Consider the following 20,978-nt stretch of genomic DNA (forward strand, 5'->3'; position numbering starts at 1 on the left):
CCGCGTATCAATTCGCGAGACATCTCGCAGGCCTATTCCTGCGAAGGACTTGAAGGAAAAAATGATGACAAAAATCGGTCTCTTAGGCGCAGGGCGCATTGGCCAGGTTCATGCCCGTGCCGTATCATCGGTGCCCAACGCACAGTTGGTCGCAGTTGCCGACCCCATGCCCGCAGCCGCAGAAGCGTTGCGCGACACCTATGGCTGCGACATTCGTACGATTGAGCAAATCAAGGACTCGGCTGATATTGACGCGGTAATCATCTGCACCCCAACCGACACCCATGCAGATTTGATCGAGGATTTTGCCCGCGCCGGCAAAGCGATTTTTTGTGAAAAACCAGTCGATTTGAATCTGGCGCGCGTCAAGGCCTGCCTGAAAGTTGTGGATGAGACAAAAACTACTTTGATGGTTGGATTTCAAAGACGCTTTGATCCAGACTTTCAAGCTCTGCGCGCTGTAATTGATGCAGGCCAAATTGGCGCGGTCGAGATGGTCACATTGATCAGCCGCGATCCTGGCGCACCACCCTATGAGTACATCGAACACTCAGGCGGCATCTTTCGAGATATGATGATCCATGATTTTGATGTGGCACGCTGGATGCTCGGCGAGGAGATCGAAACGGTGCAGGCGGCCGGCTCTGTGCTGACCGATCCTGAAATTGGCAATCGCGGCGATTTTGACAGCGCAAATGCTATTTTGCGCACGGCCAGCGGCAAACAATGCACCATCAGCAACTCACGCCGCGCCACTTTTGGGTATGATCAGCGCATCGAAGTGCATGGATCGGACGGCTCCGTATCGGCTGACAACCATCATCAGTCGCGCGTCACCGTCGCCAATGGCACAGGCTATACCCGTCCGCCGCTGCTCGATTTTTTCATGACCCGCTATATCGCGGCATATGCGGCGGAGATCGAGCATTTCGTAGGCTGTTTAAATTCAGGGCAGCCACCTCGCACCAGCGGCTATGACGGGCTGATGTCTCTTGCCTTAGCAGAGGCGGCTTTGGAATCGGCACGCACGGGCCAGGCGGTACGGCCAGCAGATCTTTTGCGCCGCAGTTGAGCAAACGCACAGCCGCTCAGCGGATAACCCCCTTTTTGAAAGGTTAATGAAATGAAACTGATTATGGCCGAAGCCTCTCCCTTTGCACGGAAAGTCCGGGTGTTGTTGCGCGAAACCAACAAGCTCAAAGATGTAGAAGAGATCAGCATCGCGACCTCCCCTTTTCAAGTCAATGAACAGGCCAAGGCCACCAATCCAACCGGGCGTATCCCCTCTTTGACTCGTGCCGATGGGCCTGCGCTCTATGACAGCCGCGTGATCACACGCTATTTGGACGCAAAAGCCGCCTCTGGAATGTATCCAGAGGCCAGGCTTTGGGATGTGCTCACCGTTGAGGCTACGGGCGATTCGATGATGGATAGTGCGGTGAGTATTTCCTATGAACTGCGCTTGCGTCCGCAAGAGAAGGTCAGCACCGAATGGACCGATGCCCAATGGGCAAAAGTCATGGGCGGTTGCGATGCCTTGCAAAGCCAATGGATGGACCTGTTGAACGGCCCGCTCACCATGGCGCATATCAGCATTGCTTGCGCGCTGGGTTATCTAGATCTGCGGCATGACGCACGCAATTGGCGGCAAGGACATGACGCGCTTGCGGCTTGGTTTGCTGATTTCTCAAAACGCCCTAGCTTTCTGGAGACAAATCTCGACGGATAAACCTAGCCGCTACCGGGGCGGCACAGTGCAAATGTTACAAAAATGCGGCAAATTTGCACCTTGTAGACTGCGCCCGAATGTCCGCTGGACGCGGCGCTGTCCCTGAGCTAGGAACCGGATCGAGCGACCCTGCTTTTGCGGGGTCCGAGTCTTTGAGCCAGTCCTGACTGGCATTTAACTTGGAGGAACCTCGTGGCGCATACAGATGAACACGAAGGCACCCGTAGAGATTTTCTCTACTACGCGACGGCAGGTGCAGGCGCAGTAGCAGCGGGTGCAGCGGTTTGGCCTTTGGTCGACCAGATGAACCCCTCAGCGGATGTTTTGGCCTTGGCCGCGATCCGCGTAGATGTAGCCGACGTTGAACCGGGTACACAAATCACCGTTCTGTGGCAGGGCAAGCCAGTCTTCATTCGCCGTCGTACAGAGAGCGAAATTGAAGCGGCTCGGGCCGTTGATATGGGCGATTTGATTGACGGCAATGACCGCAATGACAACAAACCAGATCTTCCTGCGACCGATGAAAACCGCGCGCTCGACGAAAACGGCGAATGGTTGGTCATGCTGGGCGTTTGCACCCACTTGGGTTGCGTGCCCTTGGGCGATGGCGCCGGTGAATTTGGCGGTTGGTTCTGCCCCTGTCACGGATCACATTACGATACAGCTGGCCGAATTCGCAAAGGCCCAGCTCCAGAAAACCTATTGGTTCCAGTGGCCCGTTTCGACGGAGAAACAGAACTGGTTATCGGCAAGGAGAACGCATAATGGGCGGTATTCCACACGATCATTACGAACCAAAGTCCAAGGCCACAAAAGCGATTAATTCGCGTCTGCCAATCATCGGACTTTTGTATGACACATTGATGATCCCCACTCCAAAGAATTTGAACTGGATGTGGATTTGGGGCATTGTTTTGACCTTCTGTCTGGCCATGCAAATTGTCACAGGCGTTGTACTGGTGATGCACTACACCCCGCATGTCGATCTGGCCTTTGCGTCGATTGAGCACATCATGCGCGACGTGAACGGCGGCCATATGATTCGCTATTTCCACATGAACGGCGCGTCTTTGTTCTTCATTGCTGTCTATGCCCACATGTTCCGCGGTCTCTACTACGGCAGCTATAAAGCCCCGCGTGAAATCACATGGATCATTGGTATGCTGATCTATCTGTTGATGATGGCGACAGGCTTTTTGGGATATGTTTTGCCTTGGGGTCAAATGTCCTTCCATGGGACCGCTGTGATCACCGGCCTGTTTGGTGCGATCCCCTTCATTGGTGAGCCGCTGCAAACCTGGCTCTTGGGCGCCAGCGCCGTAGGCCAACCGGCGTTGAACCGCTTCTTCAGCCTGCACTACCTCCTGCCATTTTTGATTGCAGGTCTTGTAATCGTACACATCTGGGCCTTTCACACCACAGGCAACAACAACCCAACAGGTGTAGAAGTGCGCCGAGGTTCGAAAGCAGAAGCTGCAAAAGACACGTTGCCATTCTGGCCCTATTTCGTGGTAAAGGATCTCTTTGCCCTGGGCCTTATCATGACCGTGTTCATGGCGATTGTTGGCTTCATGCCAAACTATCTTGGCCACCCTGACAACTACATCGAAGCCAACGCATTGGTGACACCGGCTCATATTGTGCCTGAATGGTACTACCTTCCATTCTACGCCATTTTGCGTGCCTTCACATCGGAAGTATGGGTCGTTCAGATCGCAAGCTTCGTAACAGGCGGCATCATTGACGCGAAATTCTTCGGCGTTCTGGCCATGTTCGGTGCGATTGCCGTTATGGCACTTGCACCATGGTTGGATACTTCAAGTGTGCGCTCTGGTCGGTATCGCCCCATGTTCAAATGGTGGTTTGGCATCCTTGTTGCAGACTTCATCTTCTTGATGTGGCTCGGTGCGCGTCCAGCGGAAGAACCCTATGCCACTTTCTCGTTGATTGGCGCGACTTATTGGTTTGCATATTTCCTTGTTATCTTGCCCCTGCTCGGCGTGCTTGAGAAACCCTCGACACCGCCTGCAACCATCGAAGATGACTTTAATGCCAAACACGGCGCGGTCGGTGCAGCAGATGCTGCCCAACCGGCAGAGTGAGAAGGGAACGAAATATGTTCAAGAAACTCACAACTGGTCTCACACTGGCTTTGCTCCTCGCCACTGGCGGGGTGCACGCTGCTGGAGGTGAAGGCTATGTTAAAGACCACGCATTCTCTTTTGAAGGTCCGTTTGGTTCCTACGATCAAGAACAATTGCGGCGCGGATTGAAAATCTACACGGAAGTCTGTTCCTCTTGCCACGGCATGAAGTTCGTTCCCATTCGCTCTCTGGGCGATGAGGGCGGACCGCATCTCAGCAAGGAAGAAGTGCGAGCCTACGCCTCTGACTTTATCGAAGTTTGGGATCAAGATCTAAACGATGGGGAAGGCGATTACCGCGAGGCCGTTCCAGCCGATCACTTCCCAAAGGGCGGCAATGCCAATGCGCCCGATCTGTCTTTGATGGCCAAAGCCCGCGCAGGCTTTCACGGGCCAGCAGGCACAGGCATCAACCAGTTGGTTAAAGGTATGGGCGGCGCAGAGTATATTATGTCTTTGCTCACCGGCTATACCGGAAATGAAAAAACGTCCGCAGGCGTGACGCTTTATGAAAACACCGCTTACCCAGGTGGTTGGATTTCCATGGGTCCACCATTGGAAGACGAGCTTGTTGAATTCGAAGATGGCCACATGAACGATCTTCAGCATCTCTCTGAAGATATCTCGGCCTTCCTGATGTGGACAGCTGAGCCAAAACTCAACGACCGGAAACGTGCCGGAACGGTTGGGGTTTTGATCTTGGGCTTTTTGACCCTGCTGCTATATCTGGCCAATAAGCAGCTCTGGCGCCCCATAAAATATAGAAAAGACTAAGTCTTTTTCCAAAATATAACGCGCCCCCGAGGGGGCGCGTTTTTTTATGGGCTCAAGGTGCCCGCCGCCCCAGATAGGCCTGCAAGGCCACTGGAGGCTCGTGAAACAGGGGGCCGATTGGCGCAGGCGCATCTGCGTGACCATCGGCAACCAAAATGGCGTATTCTGCAAAGCTCATTGCGTCTTGCGGATCATGGGTGACCATCAATGTGGTGACACCAGCCTGCTGCACAATCTGACGCGTGATCTCTAGCATTTCATCCTTCAGCGCCGGACCCAGCGCTGCAAAAGGTTCATCCAGCAGCAAAAGTGGACGTTGACGCAACAACACCCGCGCCAATCCCGCTCGACCTTGCTGGCCGCCTGAGAGGTCACGCGGATAGGCCGTCGCCTTGTCACTCAGCCCCACCTGATCCAGCGCGGCTAAAGCCTGTGCCTTCTGAGATACCGAAAGACGCATATCAGGCCGCAAGCCGATGGCCACATTGTCCAGAACCGTGAGGTGGGGAAAGAGATTATGATCTTGAAACAATATGCTGAGCGGCCGTTCACCGGGGTGATCTGGCATGGGCTGACCGTTCCAAAGCACCTGCCCGACACGCGGTGCAAGAAACCCTGCGATCGCGTTAAGTAATGACGATTTACCCCCACCAGAGGGACCAATCACCGCCACCCGATCCCCCGCTGCAATTTTGAAATCCGCCCTAAGAGAAAATCCGCCCTGCTGAACAGCCAACCTATCCAAATGCAGCATGCCGGCGCCCTCCACGATCAAACATCCAGAACAAAAATAAACTCTGCACGACAAGAACCACCGCGGTCGCGGCGGCCTGGTCCATACGATAAGCGCCCATTAAGCGATAAAGCATCAACGGTAAGGTTTGCAAATCAGGATCCGCAAAAAGCGCAATCACACCAAGATCTCCCATTGAGAGCGCCGCAGCGAGACCAGCCGAAAACCCAATCGGGCGACGCAGGCGAGGCCCTAAAATCCGTTTCGCCCAGATCCAGCGGCCCATTCCAAGGCTCATACGCAAATGGAGGTAGTCGCCATAAGTCTCTTGAACCGCAGGCATCAATACGCGCAGAGCGAAGGGCAAAGCCATCATTGCATTGACCGAAGCCGTGATCGGCAGGGCAAAAGCCATTGGTTGCGCGTAAGGGAAAATCAACACGAAAAGACCAGTTCCCACCACCAGCGGACTGCTGGCCAGGCCCAAAATTCCCGTAGCCTCCGCCAAGCTGCGCGCCAGTGCGCCCCGGCGTGCAAAGGCCAGCGACAGAGACAGCGCCATCGCAAGACAGAGGGCAGTTGATATAATAGCGATGGTCAAAGATGTTACGCTGGCCGCAAGAATTTGCGGCGGCAATTCAAGCAAATGCCGCAGCCCCCGAAATAGAACGGCCCCAAGCGGCAGCACCAAGAACGCTGCAGCGATTGAAATCCAAAATCCATCCCATAACCTATGCCGCCACCCATCCAATCGTTGCAGAACCCGATCAAGCCCAAGGCCATTGGTTTGCGGCAAGGGTACGAGAAAGGCCAGAAGTGACACGGTACCACAAATTAAAAATTGGACCAGCGCGAGACTGGCCGCTTTTCCCAAATCAAAATCCAAGCGAAAAGCCTGATAAATGGCCAGCTCTATGGTCGTCCCCCTTGGGCCGCCTCCGACCGCGAGCGCGACAACAAAACTGGTAAGGCATAGCAAGAACACAAGCAGAAATGCCCCTGGAACCGTGGAACGCAGCATCGGACCTTCGATTAATCGAAAATAAGCCCATGGCGCGGCACTAAGACTTTCAGCAACTCTAAATCGCTCTGCGGGGATTGCCATCCAAGCCTGCAGCAAGAGCCGCGTCACCAAAGGCAAATTGAAAAAGACATGGGCCAGGATCACGCCTGGTGCGCCATAAACGGACAGTTTTGCAAAGCCAGCCCAGTCCAATGCAGCGCTAATCCATCCTGCGCGGCCAAAAACTGCCAAAAGACCCAGAACGCCGACGATCACAGGCAGAATAAAGGGCGCGCCTAAGAGAGTGATCAGAGCTTGGCGGCCAGGGAAACTTTGCCGAGCCAAGGCCCGCGCAACTGGGATCGCCATTGCTATGCTCAATGATGCCGAAAGGCTCGCTTGCCACAGGGTGAATTTTATGGCCGACCAATCGGCGCTGTTCAACACACCAAGCCCGCGCCCTTGCAGGCCGACAACCAAGGCTGTGCCAAGGGAAAAGATGAGCAGGGCAATCAAGGCTGCCCCACCAACAACACTGCGTAGCATTATTGCGAGAGTGCGCTCTGCCATTCATCCAAAGCCGCGCTGCGCTGCGCTGCGGCCTGCTCAGGTGAAAGAATCAAAGACTGCTCGGCACTCAATGCCTGAGGAAAGCCATCGGGCAATCCATTCTTAGGCGTAACTGCTGGGAACATCCAATTAGTGGTGGGAATGATGCTTTGAAAATCATCAGAAACCATAAATTTCAGGAATTGATCCGCCAAAGCGTTTTGATCTGTCGTCGCAAGTTTCCCAGCCACTTCAATTTGCATATAATGGCCTTCGTCAAACAAAGCAAAAGTTTTGGAAGAATCCTCTTCGGCAATCAGATGATAGGCGGGCGATGTGGTATAGGAGAGTACCAAATCCGCTTCTCCTTCCAAGAACATGCCATAGGCTTCAGACCAACCTGCTGTCACTGTCACAATATTGTCTGAAAGATCAGCCCAGATATCCGCCGCCTCATCACCGTAAGCAGTCTTGATCCAAAGGAGGAGCCCTAAACCCGGTGTGGACGACCGAGGATCTTGGATCACGATTTTCAAATCACTCGCGGCCAGGGCGCGAAAATTTGTCGGAGCGGTCAGATCTGTGTTGTGAACAAAAGCAAAATATCCCCAGTCGAATGGCGCAAAATACGTATCGCTCCACCCACCGGGCACCGCATAGTTTGCAGACAGTGAAATCGGTGAAAACAAGTCCGTTTCCGCGGCTGCAGCTGTGAGGTTTGTATCCAAGCCCAAAACGATATCAGCCTCAGTGCGGGAGCCCTCAAGCCTGAGGCGCGATAACAACGCCGCCCCATCGCCGGCGCCAATCATCTGCAAGTCGCAGCCACATTTGGCCTCAAAAGCAGATTCAACCGCCGGGCCGGGACCCCAATCTGATACAAAGCTGTCATAGGTATAGACCGTCAATACAGGCGTTTCGGCAACAGCCGCGCTTGCTAAAAACAGTCCTGCGAAAAGGGAAGTCACTTTCATTTTTATCTCCATATCGCCGAACGGGGTCAGGGATTGGAGACGTCCAAACCTTCCCTCCGCCGGTGCTAGCCGGTTCAGGTTCTACGGGTTCGCTTACGCATCTCAGCCCATAAGGGCGCCCCGAGGTAGATACTGGATAGTCTTGGAGAAAGGATTTTACAATCCCTACCAGCACAAAAGCCCCCGACAGTTATCCGGCTGTGGGGGAGCATTAGCGCGAAATAAAGAATGTAATCTATTTCTTCCTCAGCCGCTCACCCTCAGCGCGACAGAGGGCATCCGCCTCTTCGACATGCATTGCATGTGGCATGTGAATTACACGATCAAAAATAACAGTGTTACGGTCGTATAGTTGGCAGACGACCTCACCTTTGTCGGTTTTCAAAGTCACAGGCTCAGTTTCAAACGATGCAAGTGTGCAACCTGACACAAGCGCCAGTGTTGCTCCCAGTAAGCTCAAGCTCAAAAATTTATTCATCACAATTCTCTTTCATCTAATGTTACGGCCTGCTCATTTGGAACCACCCAAACCACCGTCCGTTGAAAAATTTTTCAAATTACAAAAAGGCACTTTATAACAGAACTAATTTTTACTGTTTATTAACGTTTAATCGTTACATTCGAGGCGATCAAATCCAACGCTTTGCGTAGATTTTAGCCGCATTTCAATCGTCTTCGGAAGATCATCACCTTCAAAGGTGATGCATACTGTTGCAAATTTTCGACATATACCGTCGCCTCCACGAGGATTTTTCCCGTTCGGCGGGTGGATATGTAGTTTCACTGCAAAATCATGCACCACAGAAACCTAATAATGATCTGATTAATTGCAATTATTATTCTTGTTATTCAATTTTGAGTAGAATTTTTTGTATTTTCAACTGTTTTGAGAGTACCGCAGACCCATCATTGCCAAAACCCCGGCAGGATCGCTCAAATTATCCCTGCTTAATCACACCTTCTATGTGAATGGCGCGCGCTATTGGCCTTGCTCCACAAGACACGCGACGATATTGCAGGGTCAAAGGAGATGCACCATGAGCTTAAACAGTTTTGGACATTTGTTTCGTGTCACGACCTGGGGTGAAAGCCATGGCCCGGCCCTTGGAGCAACGGTGGATGGCTGCCCTCCCGGCGTTCCGATCGATGAAGCTATGATTCAGCAATGGCTCGACAAGCGCAAACCGGGACAAAATAAATACACCACACAGCGGCGAGAAGCCGATCAGGTGAAAATTTTATCTGGCGTCTTTGAAGGCAGAACAACTGGCACGCCCGTGCAATTGATGATCGAGAATACCGATCAGCGTTCCAAAGACTACAGCGATATCATGGATAAGTTTCGCCCAGGTCATGCCGATATTACCTATTGGCAGAAATACGGAATTCGCGATTACCGCGGTGGTGGACGCAGTTCTGCACGTGAGACCGCAGCACGGGTGGCCGCGGGTGGATTGGCACGCGAAGCCATCAAGTTGCTGGCGCCGTCGCTCAAAATTACCGGCTTCATGTGTCAGATGGGGCCCCATAAAATCAATCGTGACCTGTTTGATGCGTCGCAGATTGACCGAAATCCATTCTGGACTCCAGATCCGCAGGCCGCTCAAGATTGGGGCACCTATCTAGACGATTTGCGCAAATCCGGCAGTTCCGTCGGCGCAGTTATAGAAGTGATCGCCTCAGGAGTTCCAGCCGGGCTTGGCGCGCCAATTTACGCCAAGCTCGATACAGATTTGGCCGCAGCGATGATGAGCATCAACGCTGTCAAAGCAGTGGAAATTGGCGATGGAATGGCCGCAGCGGAACTAACCGGTGAAGCCAATGCTGATGAAATTTCAATGGGACCGGACGGGCCAGTTTACAACTCGAACCATGCAGGTGGGGTCTTGGGTGGCATTAGCACGGGCCAAGACGTGGTGGTGCGCTTTGCTGTTAAACCCACATCCTCCATCCTGACGACCCGAAAAACAATCACAAAATCTGGCGAAAATACAGAAATCATCACCAAGGGCCGCCATGATCCCTGTGTGGGCATAAGAGCAGTGCCTGTTGGCGAATCAATGATGGCCTGCGTGCTTTTGGATCACCTGTTGTTGCACCGCGGCCATGTCGGCGTCAATCAAGGTGAGATCGGCAAGTAGAGGCTGTGTTACGGACGCTCTGTCACTGTGAAAGTCAGGTCTAAACGACCAGATTTCTCGAAAATCAAAGTGGCCTTGATCGTGTCGCCAACGCCCCACGCCTCTTTAAGCCCCATGAACATGACATGATAACCCCCAGGGGCGAAGTTGAGTTGTCCCTGCGTTGGAACCTCCACGCGCATTTGGTGTTCCATCGTCATGACGCCATCTTTCATCATGGACTTGTGGAGCATTACCTTTGGGTAATCTGCTTCAACGCCCACAAGCGCATCCTCTGCGCCTGTATTGGATAAGATGAAATATCCTGCGCCACTACGGCCAGTGGTCGGATATGAGACGGCGTTTGTGACCGTCAGATCACCTGTTTGATAACTCTGTGCAGAAACAGACCCGCATATCAAAATTAATGCCGTGATTAAAAATTTCATTTCGCAACTCCAGTTCATATGCACCTTCCTAAGCACATCTCCACACAACCCAAGGGTTTAGAATGTCGCAGCCGCGTGATATCGGGCTATCATGACTCAAATTCCTTCACAGGCAGAGATTCTCGAATGGATCCGCGCGCACCCCGAAAAGTCCTCGAAACGAGATATCGCCAAAGCGTTTGGAATTAAAGGTGCTGCGCGCATTGATCTCAAACAAATGCTGAAAGAATTACAGACCGAAGGCCACATCATGCAAAGGCGGCGGCGGTTTAATGATTCCAATAGTTTACCCCCTGTTTCAGTCCTGCAAATGCTGTGCCCCGATGGGCAAGGCGATATGTTCGCCGTGCCGCTGGAATGGGAAGGCACAGGCCATGTGCCCAAAATCCTCATGCGTAGCCGTCAAGGAGAGCCGGCTTTGGGACAGGGTGATCGCCTTTTGGCACGGCTTACCCCCGTGCCTGATGAGGACAGCCATCAATATACTGGCCAATTGATTCGCGCGATTGGAACCAATCCCAAACGCCTCTTAGGTATTTTCCGTCTCACAGCAGAAGGCGGGCGCATTGTTGCGATTGATAAGGGCGACGGGAAAGAATGGCTTGTCGCGGCAGATGCAACGGGTGAGGCAAAAGATGGAGAATTGGTCGAAGCCGAACAGTCCGGTCCAAAGGGCCGCCTAGGCCCGCCGCGCGCACGCGTGGTCGAGCGGCTCGGAGATCCTTCCGCTCCCAAAGCGATATCGCTGATTGCCATTCATCAACATGGAATTCCAGACGCCTTTCCCGATGCGGTTATGGCACAGGCGGATGCCGCAAAACCCGCAACATCAAAAGGCCGCGTTGATCTCACAGATTTACCTTTGATCACCATCGACCCGGCCGATGCGCGAGACCATGATGATGCCTGCTGCGCTCTGTTGGATGAAGATCCCAAGAACCCTGGAGGCTTCTTGCTGTGGGTCGCCATCGCCGATGTCGCGCATTATATAACAGCCGGATCCGCCTTGGATGCGGAAGCCCGCAAGCGCGGCAATTCTACCTACTTCCCAGACCGCGTTGTCCCCATGCTGCCAGACCGGCTGTCCGGTGATCTGTGCTCGCTACATGAAGGGGTCAAAAGGCCCTGTATTGCGGTCGAAATGAAACTCTCGTCAACAGGCGAAAAACTGTCACATCGGTTTGTTCGGGGGGTGATGCGATCGCCAGCATCGCTGTCCTATGAGGAGGCTCAAGCCGCCGTAGATGGAGATCCCTCCGAACGCGCCGCACCTTTGGTTGACGCTGTGCTTAGGCCCCTATTTGCAGCTTATGCAGCTCTAAAACAGGCGCGCGAAGCCCGCCAACCACTGGATCTGGATCTGCCTGAACGCAAAATAATTCTATCAGACAGCGGCAAGGTTGCTTCAGTTAATTTCTCGGAACGCTTAGACGCCCACCGCTTGATCGAGGAATGTATGGTGCTGGCGAATGTGGCCGCAGCTGAAACTTTGATTGCCAAACAACAGCCGCTTTTGTTCCGTGTTCACGAAGAACCAAGCCCCGAAAAATTAGACTCCCTGCGCGAAACTGCAAAATCTGTGGGGCTGGTTCTGGCCAAGGGTCAAGTATTGCAAACGCGGCATCTTAATCAATTATTAAAGGCTGCCACCGGAAAAGATGAAGCAGAGTTAATTAATCTTTCAACATTACGTTCCATGACTCAAGCCTACTATAGTTCACAAAACATGTCGCACTTCGGATTGGCGCTTCAGAATTATGCACATTTTACATCGCCCATACGGCGCTATGCGGATCTTTTGCTGCACCGTGCCTTGGTATCAGCCCATGGGTGGGCGTCAGATGGCCTGTCACCGCAGGATGTCGAAATGCTAGACGAGACCGCCAAACACATCAGCGAAACAGAGCGACGCTCAATGCTCGCAGAGCGCGACACTTCAGACCGCTATTTGGCCAGTTTCATGTCAGAGCGTGTCGGAAATGAATTCAGTGGGCGCATTTCAGGAATCGCACGATTTGGGATATTTGTGAAACTTGATGAAACAGGTGCAGATGGATTGGTGCCTATGCGCGCCTTGGGGCGGGAATATTTCGAACATGATGCTGACAGCCAAACCCTGCGCGGTACGGACAGCGGCACGATCATCAGCCTTGGTCAACGTGTGGTTGTGCGATTGGCCGAAACCACCCCAACCACTGGGGGTATTTTGCTTGAACTTTTACAACTTGAAGATTCAAAGTTGCAAACACGGCCGAGACAACGCAAAACTGCGTCGGCCAACAACCGGCGGGGGCCCAAGAAGGGCAAATCCAGAAAGGTTACCAGAAAACGGCAATGACGTTTGAAAGCTGGAAATCTGACTTTTTGAGTCGCGCCGCAGCTTATGGTGTTTCACCTGCAATATTGACTGAGGTTTCGCCCTATTTGACCACTGCGCAGAATAGCGCACAGGCTGATATGCGCCAACCCGAAGCCCGCAAAACCCTGCAACGCTATATCGAGTTAACCGTCAGCCCCGCGCGCATTGCACAGGGCCAAGCAGCCTTGCAAAAACATGTAGAGGTTTTTGACCAAATTGAGGCGGACTATCAGGTGGATCGCCATGTGGTTGCCGCAATTTGGGGATTAGAAAGCAATTACGGCAGCATTCGCGGAGATGTGCCCGTCATTTCAGCCTTGGCAACTTTGGCGGCACAAGGCCGCCGAGCCGCCATGTTCGAAGCACAGCTTTTGGCCGCCTTCGAAATTGTCACCCGGGGCATAAAATCACCCGATCAAATGCTGGGCAGCTGGGCCGGAGCCATGGGCCACACACAATTCATGCCCAAATCTTACATTGATTTCGCCGTTTCTGCCAGAAATGGCCAGCCAGATATTTGGGCAGAGGATCCCGCAGATGCGCTGGTCTCAACGGCGCATTTCCTCGTCTGCCATGGCTGGAAGGCAGATGTGCCTTGGGGTACGGTTGTCCAGCTTCCAGAGCCGGCGGATTTGCACATGCTGCGCCATCTGTCGCCGCGCTCACGAGACGCCTGGGCGCACCTAGGTGTGCGCTTTATGAACGAAGACCAGCGCACCTATGACTCCAAGCTGATTTTGCCCGGCGGGGTTAACAGTCTTGCTTTTGTGGTTTCTGAGAATTTCAATGCCTTTATAGGCTATAACAATGCACAAAGCTATGCGATTGCCCTCGGGCATTTGTCGGACCGCCTTCAAGGCGCGCCGGCGTTGCAGTTTCCGCCCGGCGGCGATGCCCGCGGCCTCACGCAAGCCGAGATGAAATTCATCCAATCCCGCTTGACGACATTGGGATTTGATACCATCGGCGCAGATGGTTTCACCGGACCAAATACGGAAATCGCCATTGAGGCCTATCAAGCCTCACAACATCTGCCAGTGGATGGGTTTGCTAGCCTATCGCTGCTCAAGCGCCTGCAATCAGCCTAGCAAGGCAATCTTATTTTGTTAACTGCACCTGCTCCGGCCAGACAGCCATCCGCGTTTTTTGCCCCATAAACTCCAGCAGCAGCCAAATGCGCTGTTCGGCATCAATCTTTTCAATGGTCGCAACATATTCTGCAAAGGGTCAACTCATAACTTGGAGCTCATCCCCCGGCGCAAATTGATCTGGCGGCAAGACTCTGCCCTGAGTGTCACAGCGCGCCATGAGGCCAGCGATAAGATCTGGCGGCAGGGCCTTAGGCTGGCCATCGAAGCTAACCAACCGCGCTACACCGACAGTTGAATTAATCTTAGGCCATGGCGCGGTGTCCAAGGCAAAAGACACAAACATATAGCCGGGAAAAAGAGGGCGCCTCTGCTGAACAAATTTTGTTGAATGCCGCTGGGTGACATCTTGCACTGGCAGAAAAGTCTTAAACCCTTGACGATGTAGATTACGCAAAGCTAGGCGATGAGAATTTGGTTTATATTGTAATAAGAACGAATGTTTAGTGCTCATATAAGGCACTCCAAATATATCGTTCGTTAAAATAAATTATCAAATGCCTTAAGGCCAAAAATGACCCTGTCACAGGAAAGGTAAATCCATCGACCCACACCCGCAACAAATATTTTCTATTTCAGATACCTATCTGACTAACGGGAGATGAAAGTCTGAATGGGCGGGCCTGTGCTTCACAATCAGATCTGGTTTTTGATCTTCCGACGCGCCCAAGACGGTCGGTGCCGCCGGACTTTGCCCCATGCCAGGCGTCAGGCGGTGGCGAATTAAGGCCACGGGATGCACGCGCAGGGTTAGGCGCATAGAAACATAATCTTCCACCACCTCCTCCCCCTCTGTCATCTGCGGCAGATAGGCTGGATCCTCTGCAATGCTTTCCCCTTCAAGGTCTTGCGCAAAGAGCGGTAAAGGGCGTTCTGCGGTGAGTGCCTTGGCGGCCCAAAGCGCCTCGCGGCGCGACAACCCAAGGCTGTGAAACGCGTCCGCTTCCGCCAAGGCTTGGATCATTTTTGGACTCACACCGGCTTTACGCCAAACCGCTTCCACGTCCTGATACCCATTGCCGCGCGCGGCCGTCAGCCATGCAACATCTTCCTCACGCATTGCTTGAATTTGCCGAAACCCAAGCCGCAGGGCCAAGCCGCCAGTGCCATCGGGCTCCATCACATTGTCCCAATAGCTGGCATTGACGCAAGTGGGGCGCAGCTGCACCCCATGGGCGCGGGCATCACGGACAATCTGTGCCGGCGCATAAAACCCCATGGGCTGCGCATTCAACAAAGCACAGGCAAAAATGCCCGGATGATGATATTTAAGCCAACTGGACGCATAGACCAAAAGCGCAAAACTTGCGGCATGGCTTTCAGGAAATCCATAGGCGCCGAAGCCTTCAATTTGCGAAAAACAGCGTGCGGCAAAATTCTCGTCATAGCCATTGCGCTGCATGCCGTTCATGAAGAGTGTTTTAAATTCACTGACATTGCCATGCTTTTTAAACGTCGCCAAAGATCGCCGCAGACGATCGGCTTGCTCTGGCGTGAAGCCCGCTCCCACGATTGCAATTTGCATGGCCTGTTCTTGAAATAAAGGTACGCCGAGAGTTTTGCCCAAAACCGCGCCCAAGGCATCAGAGGGAAAGCTCACCGGTTCCTCACCATTGCGGCGGCGAATATAGGGATGCACCATGTCCCCTTGAATGGGGCCCGGACGAATGATCGCCACCTCTATAACCAGATCATAAAAACAGCGCGGGCGCATGCGCGGTAAGAAATTCATTTGCGCCCGGCTTTCCACTTGAAATACGCCCAGGCTGTCCGCTCGACATAGCATATCATAGACCGCTGGATCCTCAGGAGGCAGGGTGGCCAATGTGTATTCCACACCGTAATGCGCCAAAATCAAATCAAAGGACTTACGAATGCAAGTCAACATGCCCAAGGCAAGAACATCCACCTTTAAGATGCCCAGACTGTCGATATCATCCTTGTCCCAGCAAATGACCGTACGCCCTTCCATACTGGCGTTCTCGATCGGCACCAACTCATCCAGCCGGCCATCTGTGATGATAAAGCCCCCGACATGTTGAGACAAATGCCGTGGGAAGCCAATCACCTCATAGATCAAAGCCATCGTTTGGCGCAAACGCGGATTTCTGGCATCCAGACCGATCTCAGCCATACGCTCCGCCTCCAAGCCTTTAGTAGAAAAAAACCCCCAAAGCTGCGAAGATAAGGCACCGATGGTATCTTCCGATAGGCCCATAGCGCGCCCCACCTCACGGATCGCCCGCTTGCCCCGGTAATGGACCACCGTAGCGCAAAGGCCCGCGCGGTGACGACCATAGCGCTCATAAATATGTTGGATCACCTCTTCGCGGCGCTCATGCTCAAAATCTACGTCGATATCGGGTGGCTCATTGCGCGCCTCTGAGACAAAACGCTCAAACACCATCGTCCCAATCTCCGGGCTGACCGAGGTGACACCTAAGCAATAGCACACGACCGAGTTGGCCGCAGATCCACGCCCTTGGCACAAAATACCCCGGCTGCGGGCAAAGGCGACTATGTCATGTACAGTCAAGAAATAAGGTTCATAATTGAGCTTGGCGATCAGCTGCAACTCATGTTCGATGATCTTTTTTACCCGCGCAGTGGCACCACTTGGGTAGCGCCATGCGAGCCCCTCATAGGCCAAACGGCGTAACCGATCACTGGGGTTTTCTCCTGTGCTTAATTCCGAAGGATATTCATACCGCAACGCATCCAAAGAAAATGTAAGCTGCTCTAGAACCTCTGCCGTTTTGTGCAATGCCTCTGGATAGGCTTGAAACAGGATGGCGGCCTCCTCAGGAGAGCGCAGACGTTGCTCTGCATTGACCTGCGCCGACCGACCCAAAGCATCCACCCGCACCCCAAGACGAATGGCGGTGAGCGTATCGGTCAAGCGGCGTCGCGCGCCATGATGCATGATGGGGGTGGCAGAGGCCACCAGTGGTAAGGAGTATCGCTGCGCCAGTGCAGCGATGCGGGCAAAATTCACCTCATCTTGCCCATCATAACAAGGGTATAAGAGCAGCATCACATCTTCAGCAAAGCGGCGCGTCAACCTCCAAAGATGTGACACCCATGAGGGCGCGCCGGGCTGCACCTCTAAGGCAGGTGGCGCGTGCATCAAAATCAGCTGATCACTGCCAAATTCCAACAGGTCATCAAATTCTAAGTCGCAACCGCCTTTGTCCGCTCGCAAACGCCCACGGGAAATCAAACGACACAGCTGCCCCCAGCCCACACGCGTTTTGGGCAAAAGCGTTGCGGACAGACCCTCCCGTAGGACAATCTTAGCCGCCGGCAGCAAACGTGGTGTATTGTAAATATGCGCCGAAGCGCTGCGCCGGAAGCCTGGCGGCGCAGGCGGGCCAATCAACCCAATGGTGCGGTCAAACTCTTGCCGCTCAGCCACCTGCCGAGCAATCTCCCGCGCTCGAGTATGTGCCCGCACGATGCCCGCCACAGAATTTACATCTGCGATAGCCACCGCCGACAACCCCAAGAACGCTGCACGATCCATATATTCCTCCGGGTGCGAGCCTCCGGTCAAAAAGGTGAAATTCGAACAGGCTTGCAGCTCCGCCCAAGCCAGACGGCGATGTGGAAAAGGAAGGACATCAGAACAGGACATAAGACCAGACTCAGCAACAGACTCCCATATGTTCACATTTTGTTCTCATTTGCAATTCCTATGCTCCCAGCCAAGCAGTCAAAGTTCTTTACGCGGCGGCACGTCCAAAAAAGCCTCTCTACTTTCACCAGATTTACTTTAGACTGGATGAAATGGAGGACAAAATGACAGATATCGTAATTCTTGGTGGCGCACGCACAGCTATTGGCACTTTTGGCGGCAGCCTCGCGGGTGTCAGCCCAATTGATCTAGGGGCAATCGCGGCCAAAGCCGCGCTCACCCGCGCAGAGGTTGCAGCCGAGCAAATCGGCCATGTCGCCTTTGGTCATGTCATCAACACCGAACCGCGCGATATGTATCTGTCCCGGGTCGCCGCCATGGAGGCTGGCATCTCTGACCAAACGCCGGCCATGAACGTCAATCGCCTTTGCGGATCGGGTCTGCAGGCCATCGTCTCTGTGGCGCAATCCTTGATGCTTGGCGATGCAGATTTTGGACTGGCTGGCGGCGCAGAGAATATGAGCCGCGCACCCTATATCATGCAGGCACAGCGTTGGGGCCAGAAGATGGGGGATGTCAAAACACTCGACATGATGCTTGGCGCATTGCACTGCCCCTTTGGCACAGGCCACATGGGAATCACCGCCGAAAATGTTGCACAAGAACATGCCATCACCCGCGCCGATCAAGATGCCTTTGCTTTAGAAAGCCAGAACCGCGCCGCAGCGGCGATTGCAGACGGGCGCTTTGTCGACCAAATCACCCCCGTGCCGATCAAAGTCAAACGCGATATGGTGGATTTCATCACCGATGAACATCCCAAAGCCACCAGCGCAGAGGTTTTAGCCGGACTGCGGACGGTCTTCCAAAAGGAGGGAACCGTCACTGCTGGAAATGCCTCGGGCATAAATGACGGAGCTGCCGCAATTGTCTTGGCGCGCGCTGACGCAGCCGAACGCGCCGGCCTCACTCCAAAATTCCGCCTGCTCGGCTATGGTCACGCCGGTGTGCGGCCGGAAGTGATGGGCATTGGGCCGGTGCCTGCGGTGGAAAACCTGATGGCGAAAACCGGATTGACCATCCATGATTTTGACGTTGTTGAAAGCAATGAAGCCTTCGCGGCACAGGCTGTCGCGGTTAATCGTGGCCTTGGCTTGGACCCTGCACGGGTCAATCCGAACGGCGGTGCAATTGCTCTGGGTCACCCAGTCGGGGCGACGGGCGCCATCATCATGGTGAAGCTCATAGCCGAATTGGAACGCAGCGGCGGCTCAAAGGGCCTCGCCACGATGTGCATCGGCGGCGGCCAAGGGATCGCCGTGGCAATTGAGCGGATTTAGAACCCAACACGGGGTGCCCCTGACAACAGCGGCGCCCCTCAAAAATCGAAACGTAGAACTCCTACTTGCTGCCGATACTGTACAAATAAGCGTAAATATTGCGCGCGTCTTCTTCCTTCCGCACTTTAAAGCTCATTTTCGCCCGAGCTTTTTTATCGTCGAGAAATACCTTTAAAAAATCCTTTGGATCTTGGACATAGGCCGAAAATGTCTCTTCTGTCCAAATCAAACCCAGCTCTGCGCCGGCCTTCAACAAAGATTTTCCGTAACGGTAGCCCGGTACGGCACCTGCTGTTGCACCGGCGATATTATACAGGTTTGGGCCAGATTTACTGTTGCGCCCCGCCAGCTTTTCGCCAGCATCCGTCACAACCACATGACAGGCAACACATTGCTTGTTAAAGGCCACCTCGCCTGCGGATGCATCACCAGAGGCGCTGTGACCATCCGCCAAAGCCCCAGAGGCCAGAACCCCTGCGAATAATACAAAAATAAGCCTGTTCATATCATTCTCCCTTGAATTTCATGACGATCAAAACGGCGATTTAAAAACTGCACTTTAGGCGGCCACATGGGACACAGCGCATTGTTTCCACAGCTCAGACAGGGCCGCGACCAAGTGATCCACATCAGCATCACTGTGCAAAGGCGAGGGTGTAAACCGCAGACGCTCAGTGCCTCTTGGAACGGTCGGGTAATTAATAGGCTGAACATAGATGCCGAAGCTATCCATCAAATAATCGGCCAGCATTTTGGTTTTTACAGCATCTTTGATCATCACCGGCACGATATGGCTGTCATTTGCCAAATGTGGAATCCCGGCTTTATCCAGCCCAGCGCGCAGGCGCGCCACTTGTGCCCGTTGACCCATCCGCTCTACGGAGCTGGTTTTGAGATGCGCAATAGAGGTGCGCGCCGCGGCTGCAACCGCAGGAGGCAAGGCCGTGGTAAAAATGAATCCCGAGCCAAAAGACCGGATAAAATCACACATCGCTTCTGAGCCGGTGATATAGCCACCAACACAGCCAAAGGCTTTGCCTAGGGTGCCCTCAATGATGTCGATACGATGCGGCAAGCCTTCACGCTCACTGATGCCACCGCCACGCGGGCCATACATGCCAACCGCATGAACCTCATCAAGATAGGTGAGCGCCCCGTGTTTTTCACAAACATCCAAAATCGCGGCAATCGGTGCAATATCCCCATCCATAGAGTAGACGCTTTCAAAAGCGACAATCTTCGGCCGGTCTGCGCAAGCGGTCAACTTACGGTCGAGGTCTTCTACATCATTATGTGCCCAAATCATTTTTTCGGCTTTAGAATGACGAATGCCTTCAATCATCGACGCGTGGTTTTCGCTGTCTGACAAAATCACCGCATTGGGGATTTTGGCACCCAGCGTGGCCAATGTTGTCCAATTGGACACATAGCCAGAGGTGAACAAAAGCGCGGCCTCTTTGCCGTGCAAATCCGCCAGCTCAGCCTCAAGCAGCAAGTGGTCGTGATTGGTTCCGCTTATATTGCGCGTGCCACCTGCGCCTGTACCGCAGCGCCCGACAGCCTCTTGCATCGCGGCAATCACCGCAGGATGCTGGCCCATGCCCAAATAATCGTTGGAACACCAAACCGTAACATCCCGAGTACCGCCCTCAAAATGATTGGTGGCCTGAGGAAACTTACCGGTTTTCCGTTCAAGATCGGCGAAATACCGATAATTGCCATCCTGTTTCAGCTGCTCAAGTTGATTTTTGAAAAAGTGATCGAACGACATGGCGTATTCTTTCTGCTGATCCAGTTCACGCAGGGGCGGATGACAAGGCCGCTGGGTCTGCTCAATTTGCTATATAGCCTAGGCGCTTCATGTTTCTGTACCTTTAGGCAAGTTTTGATCAAATTGCCCGCGACATTTCCGCCCCCGTGATATGAAATTCAGAGCTTTTGAACACAATAGGCAACAAAGCCGCCCTGTCACCGCTTTTGCAGAGGCATATTTCGCCCTATTGGGTGCGCAACACCTAAGGGC

At 53.5% G+C, this 20,978-nt stretch carries 17 protein-coding genes and 1 riboswitch; of the genes, 9 read left to right on the forward strand and 8 right to left on the reverse strand.

Annotated features, from left to right (window positions below; all coding sequences use genetic code 11):
• The first annotated feature begins 64 nt into the window (after positions 1 to 64).
• From iolG to ABLW18_RS06230, 5 genes are all read left to right on the forward strand, one after another.
• Positions 65 to 1,072 carry an inositol 2-dehydrogenase gene (iolG, locus tag ABLW18_RS06210; RefSeq protein WP_347823974.1) on the forward strand — a complete coding sequence of 336 codons (1,008 nt, stop codon included), beginning with the start codon at positions 65 to 67 and terminating at the stop codon, positions 1,070 to 1,072.
• Positions 1,073 to 1,123: 51 nt separating this feature from the next.
• A complete protein-coding gene (locus ABLW18_RS06215; protein ID WP_347823975.1) occupies positions 1,124 to 1,729 on the forward strand; it encodes a glutathione S-transferase family protein in 606 nt (201 codons plus the stop codon).
• Between the two features lie 192 nt (positions 1,730 to 1,921).
• Positions 1,922 to 2,494, forward strand: a complete 573-nt coding sequence (gene petA / locus ABLW18_RS06220) for a ubiquinol-cytochrome c reductase iron-sulfur subunit (protein ID WP_347823976.1) — start codon at positions 1,922 to 1,924, stop codon at positions 2,492 to 2,494.
• A complete protein-coding gene (locus ABLW18_RS06225) occupies positions 2,494 to 3,831 on the forward strand; it encodes a cytochrome b N-terminal domain-containing protein (RefSeq protein ID WP_347823977.1) in 1,338 nt (445 codons plus the stop codon). The genes petA and ABLW18_RS06225 overlap by 1 nt, the downstream gene beginning before the upstream one ends.
• 14 nt (positions 3,832 to 3,845) lie before the next feature.
• The gene (locus ABLW18_RS06230) at positions 3,846 to 4,646 is read left to right on the forward strand and encodes a cytochrome c1 (protein WP_347823978.1); all 801 of its coding nucleotides are present in this window, start codon (positions 3,846 to 3,848) and stop codon (positions 4,644 to 4,646) included.
• A gap of 52 nt (positions 4,647 to 4,698) precedes the next feature.
• Here ABLW18_RS06230 and ABLW18_RS06235 read toward each other — a convergent pair whose 3' ends face one another.
• The 4 genes from ABLW18_RS06235 to ABLW18_RS06250 form a co-directional block, all read right to left on the reverse strand.
• Complete coding sequence (locus ABLW18_RS06235; protein ID WP_347823979.1) at positions 4,699 to 5,400, reverse strand: ATP-binding cassette domain-containing protein; 702 nt, start codon at positions 5,398 to 5,400, stop codon at positions 4,699 to 4,701.
• Positions 5,384 to 6,928, reverse strand: a complete 1,545-nt coding sequence (locus tag ABLW18_RS06240) for a thiamine/thiamine pyrophosphate ABC transporter permease ThiP (RefSeq protein ID WP_347823980.1) — start codon at positions 6,926 to 6,928, stop codon at positions 5,384 to 5,386. The genes ABLW18_RS06235 and ABLW18_RS06240 overlap by 17 nt, the downstream gene beginning before the upstream one ends.
• Positions 6,928 to 7,905: a thiamine ABC transporter substrate binding subunit gene (gene thiB, locus ABLW18_RS06245; protein ID WP_347823981.1), complete on the reverse strand. Its 978-nt coding sequence runs from the start codon at positions 7,903 to 7,905 to the stop codon at positions 6,928 to 6,930. Before thiB ends, ABLW18_RS06240 begins: the two co-directional genes overlap by 1 nt.
• 34 nt (positions 7,906 to 7,939) lie before the next feature.
• A riboswitch (TPP riboswitch) is annotated at positions 7,940 to 8,038 on the reverse strand.
• Between the two features lie 102 nt (positions 8,039 to 8,140).
• Positions 8,141 to 8,383 (reverse strand): hypothetical protein, encoded by a 243-nt coding sequence (locus tag ABLW18_RS06250; protein WP_347823982.1) that lies wholly within the window; start codon positions 8,381 to 8,383, stop codon positions 8,141 to 8,143.
• Positions 8,384 to 8,942: 559 nt separating this feature from the next.
• On the opposite strand from ABLW18_RS06250, the gene aroC reads away from it, so the two are divergent.
• Entirely contained in the window at positions 8,943 to 10,046 is a 1,104-nt protein-coding gene (aroC, locus tag ABLW18_RS06255) for a chorismate synthase (RefSeq protein ID WP_347823983.1), read from the forward strand.
• A gap of 8 nt (positions 10,047 to 10,054) precedes the next feature.
• Here aroC and ABLW18_RS06260 read toward each other — a convergent pair whose 3' ends face one another.
• Positions 10,055 to 10,474, reverse strand: a complete 420-nt coding sequence (locus ABLW18_RS06260) for a copper chaperone PCu(A)C (RefSeq protein ID WP_347823984.1) — start codon at positions 10,472 to 10,474, stop codon at positions 10,055 to 10,057.
• Between the two features lie 91 nt (positions 10,475 to 10,565).
• Between ABLW18_RS06260 and rnr the strand changes: the two genes are divergently transcribed.
• Both rnr and ABLW18_RS06270 read left to right on the forward strand, forming a co-directional pair.
• Positions 10,566 to 12,812 (forward strand): ribonuclease R, encoded by a 2,247-nt coding sequence (rnr, locus tag ABLW18_RS06265; RefSeq protein ID WP_347823985.1) that lies wholly within the window; start codon positions 10,566 to 10,568, stop codon positions 12,810 to 12,812.
• Positions 12,809 to 13,921 carry a lytic murein transglycosylase gene (locus ABLW18_RS06270; RefSeq protein ID WP_347823986.1) on the forward strand — a complete coding sequence of 371 codons (1,113 nt, stop codon included), beginning with the start codon at positions 12,809 to 12,811 and terminating at the stop codon, positions 13,919 to 13,921. The genes rnr and ABLW18_RS06270 overlap by 4 nt, the downstream gene beginning before the upstream one ends.
• 643 nt (positions 13,922 to 14,564) lie before the next feature.
• On the opposite strand, the gene ABLW18_RS06275 is transcribed toward ABLW18_RS06270, so the two are convergent.
• A complete protein-coding gene (locus tag ABLW18_RS06275) occupies positions 14,565 to 17,615 on the reverse strand; it encodes an error-prone DNA polymerase (RefSeq protein WP_347824351.1) in 3,051 nt (1,016 codons plus the stop codon).
• 164 nt (positions 17,616 to 17,779) lie between these two features.
• On the opposite strand from ABLW18_RS06275, the gene ABLW18_RS06280 reads away from it, so the two are divergent.
• The gene (locus tag ABLW18_RS06280) at positions 17,780 to 18,955 is read left to right on the forward strand and encodes an acetyl-CoA C-acyltransferase family protein (protein WP_347823987.1); all 1,176 of its coding nucleotides are present in this window, start codon (positions 17,780 to 17,782) and stop codon (positions 18,953 to 18,955) included.
• A 61-nt stretch (positions 18,956 to 19,016) separates the two neighbouring features.
• On the opposite strand, the gene ABLW18_RS06285 is transcribed toward ABLW18_RS06280, so the two are convergent.
• Together ABLW18_RS06285 and hemA are read right to left on the reverse strand one after the other, a co-directional pair.
• Positions 19,017 to 19,460, reverse strand: a complete 444-nt coding sequence (locus tag ABLW18_RS06285) for a cytochrome C (protein WP_347823988.1) — start codon at positions 19,458 to 19,460, stop codon at positions 19,017 to 19,019.
• Between the two features lie 54 nt (positions 19,461 to 19,514).
• Positions 19,515 to 20,726 (reverse strand): 5-aminolevulinate synthase, encoded by a 1,212-nt coding sequence (gene hemA, locus ABLW18_RS06290; RefSeq protein WP_347823989.1) that lies wholly within the window; start codon positions 20,724 to 20,726, stop codon positions 19,515 to 19,517.
• Positions 20,727 to 20,978 lie beyond the last annotated feature (252 nt).

The sequence above is a fragment of the uncultured Planktomarina sp. genome, from assembly GCA_943788425.1.
In the GTDB taxonomy this organism is placed as follows: domain Bacteria; phylum Pseudomonadota; class Alphaproteobacteria; order Rhodobacterales; family Rhodobacteraceae; genus Planktomarina.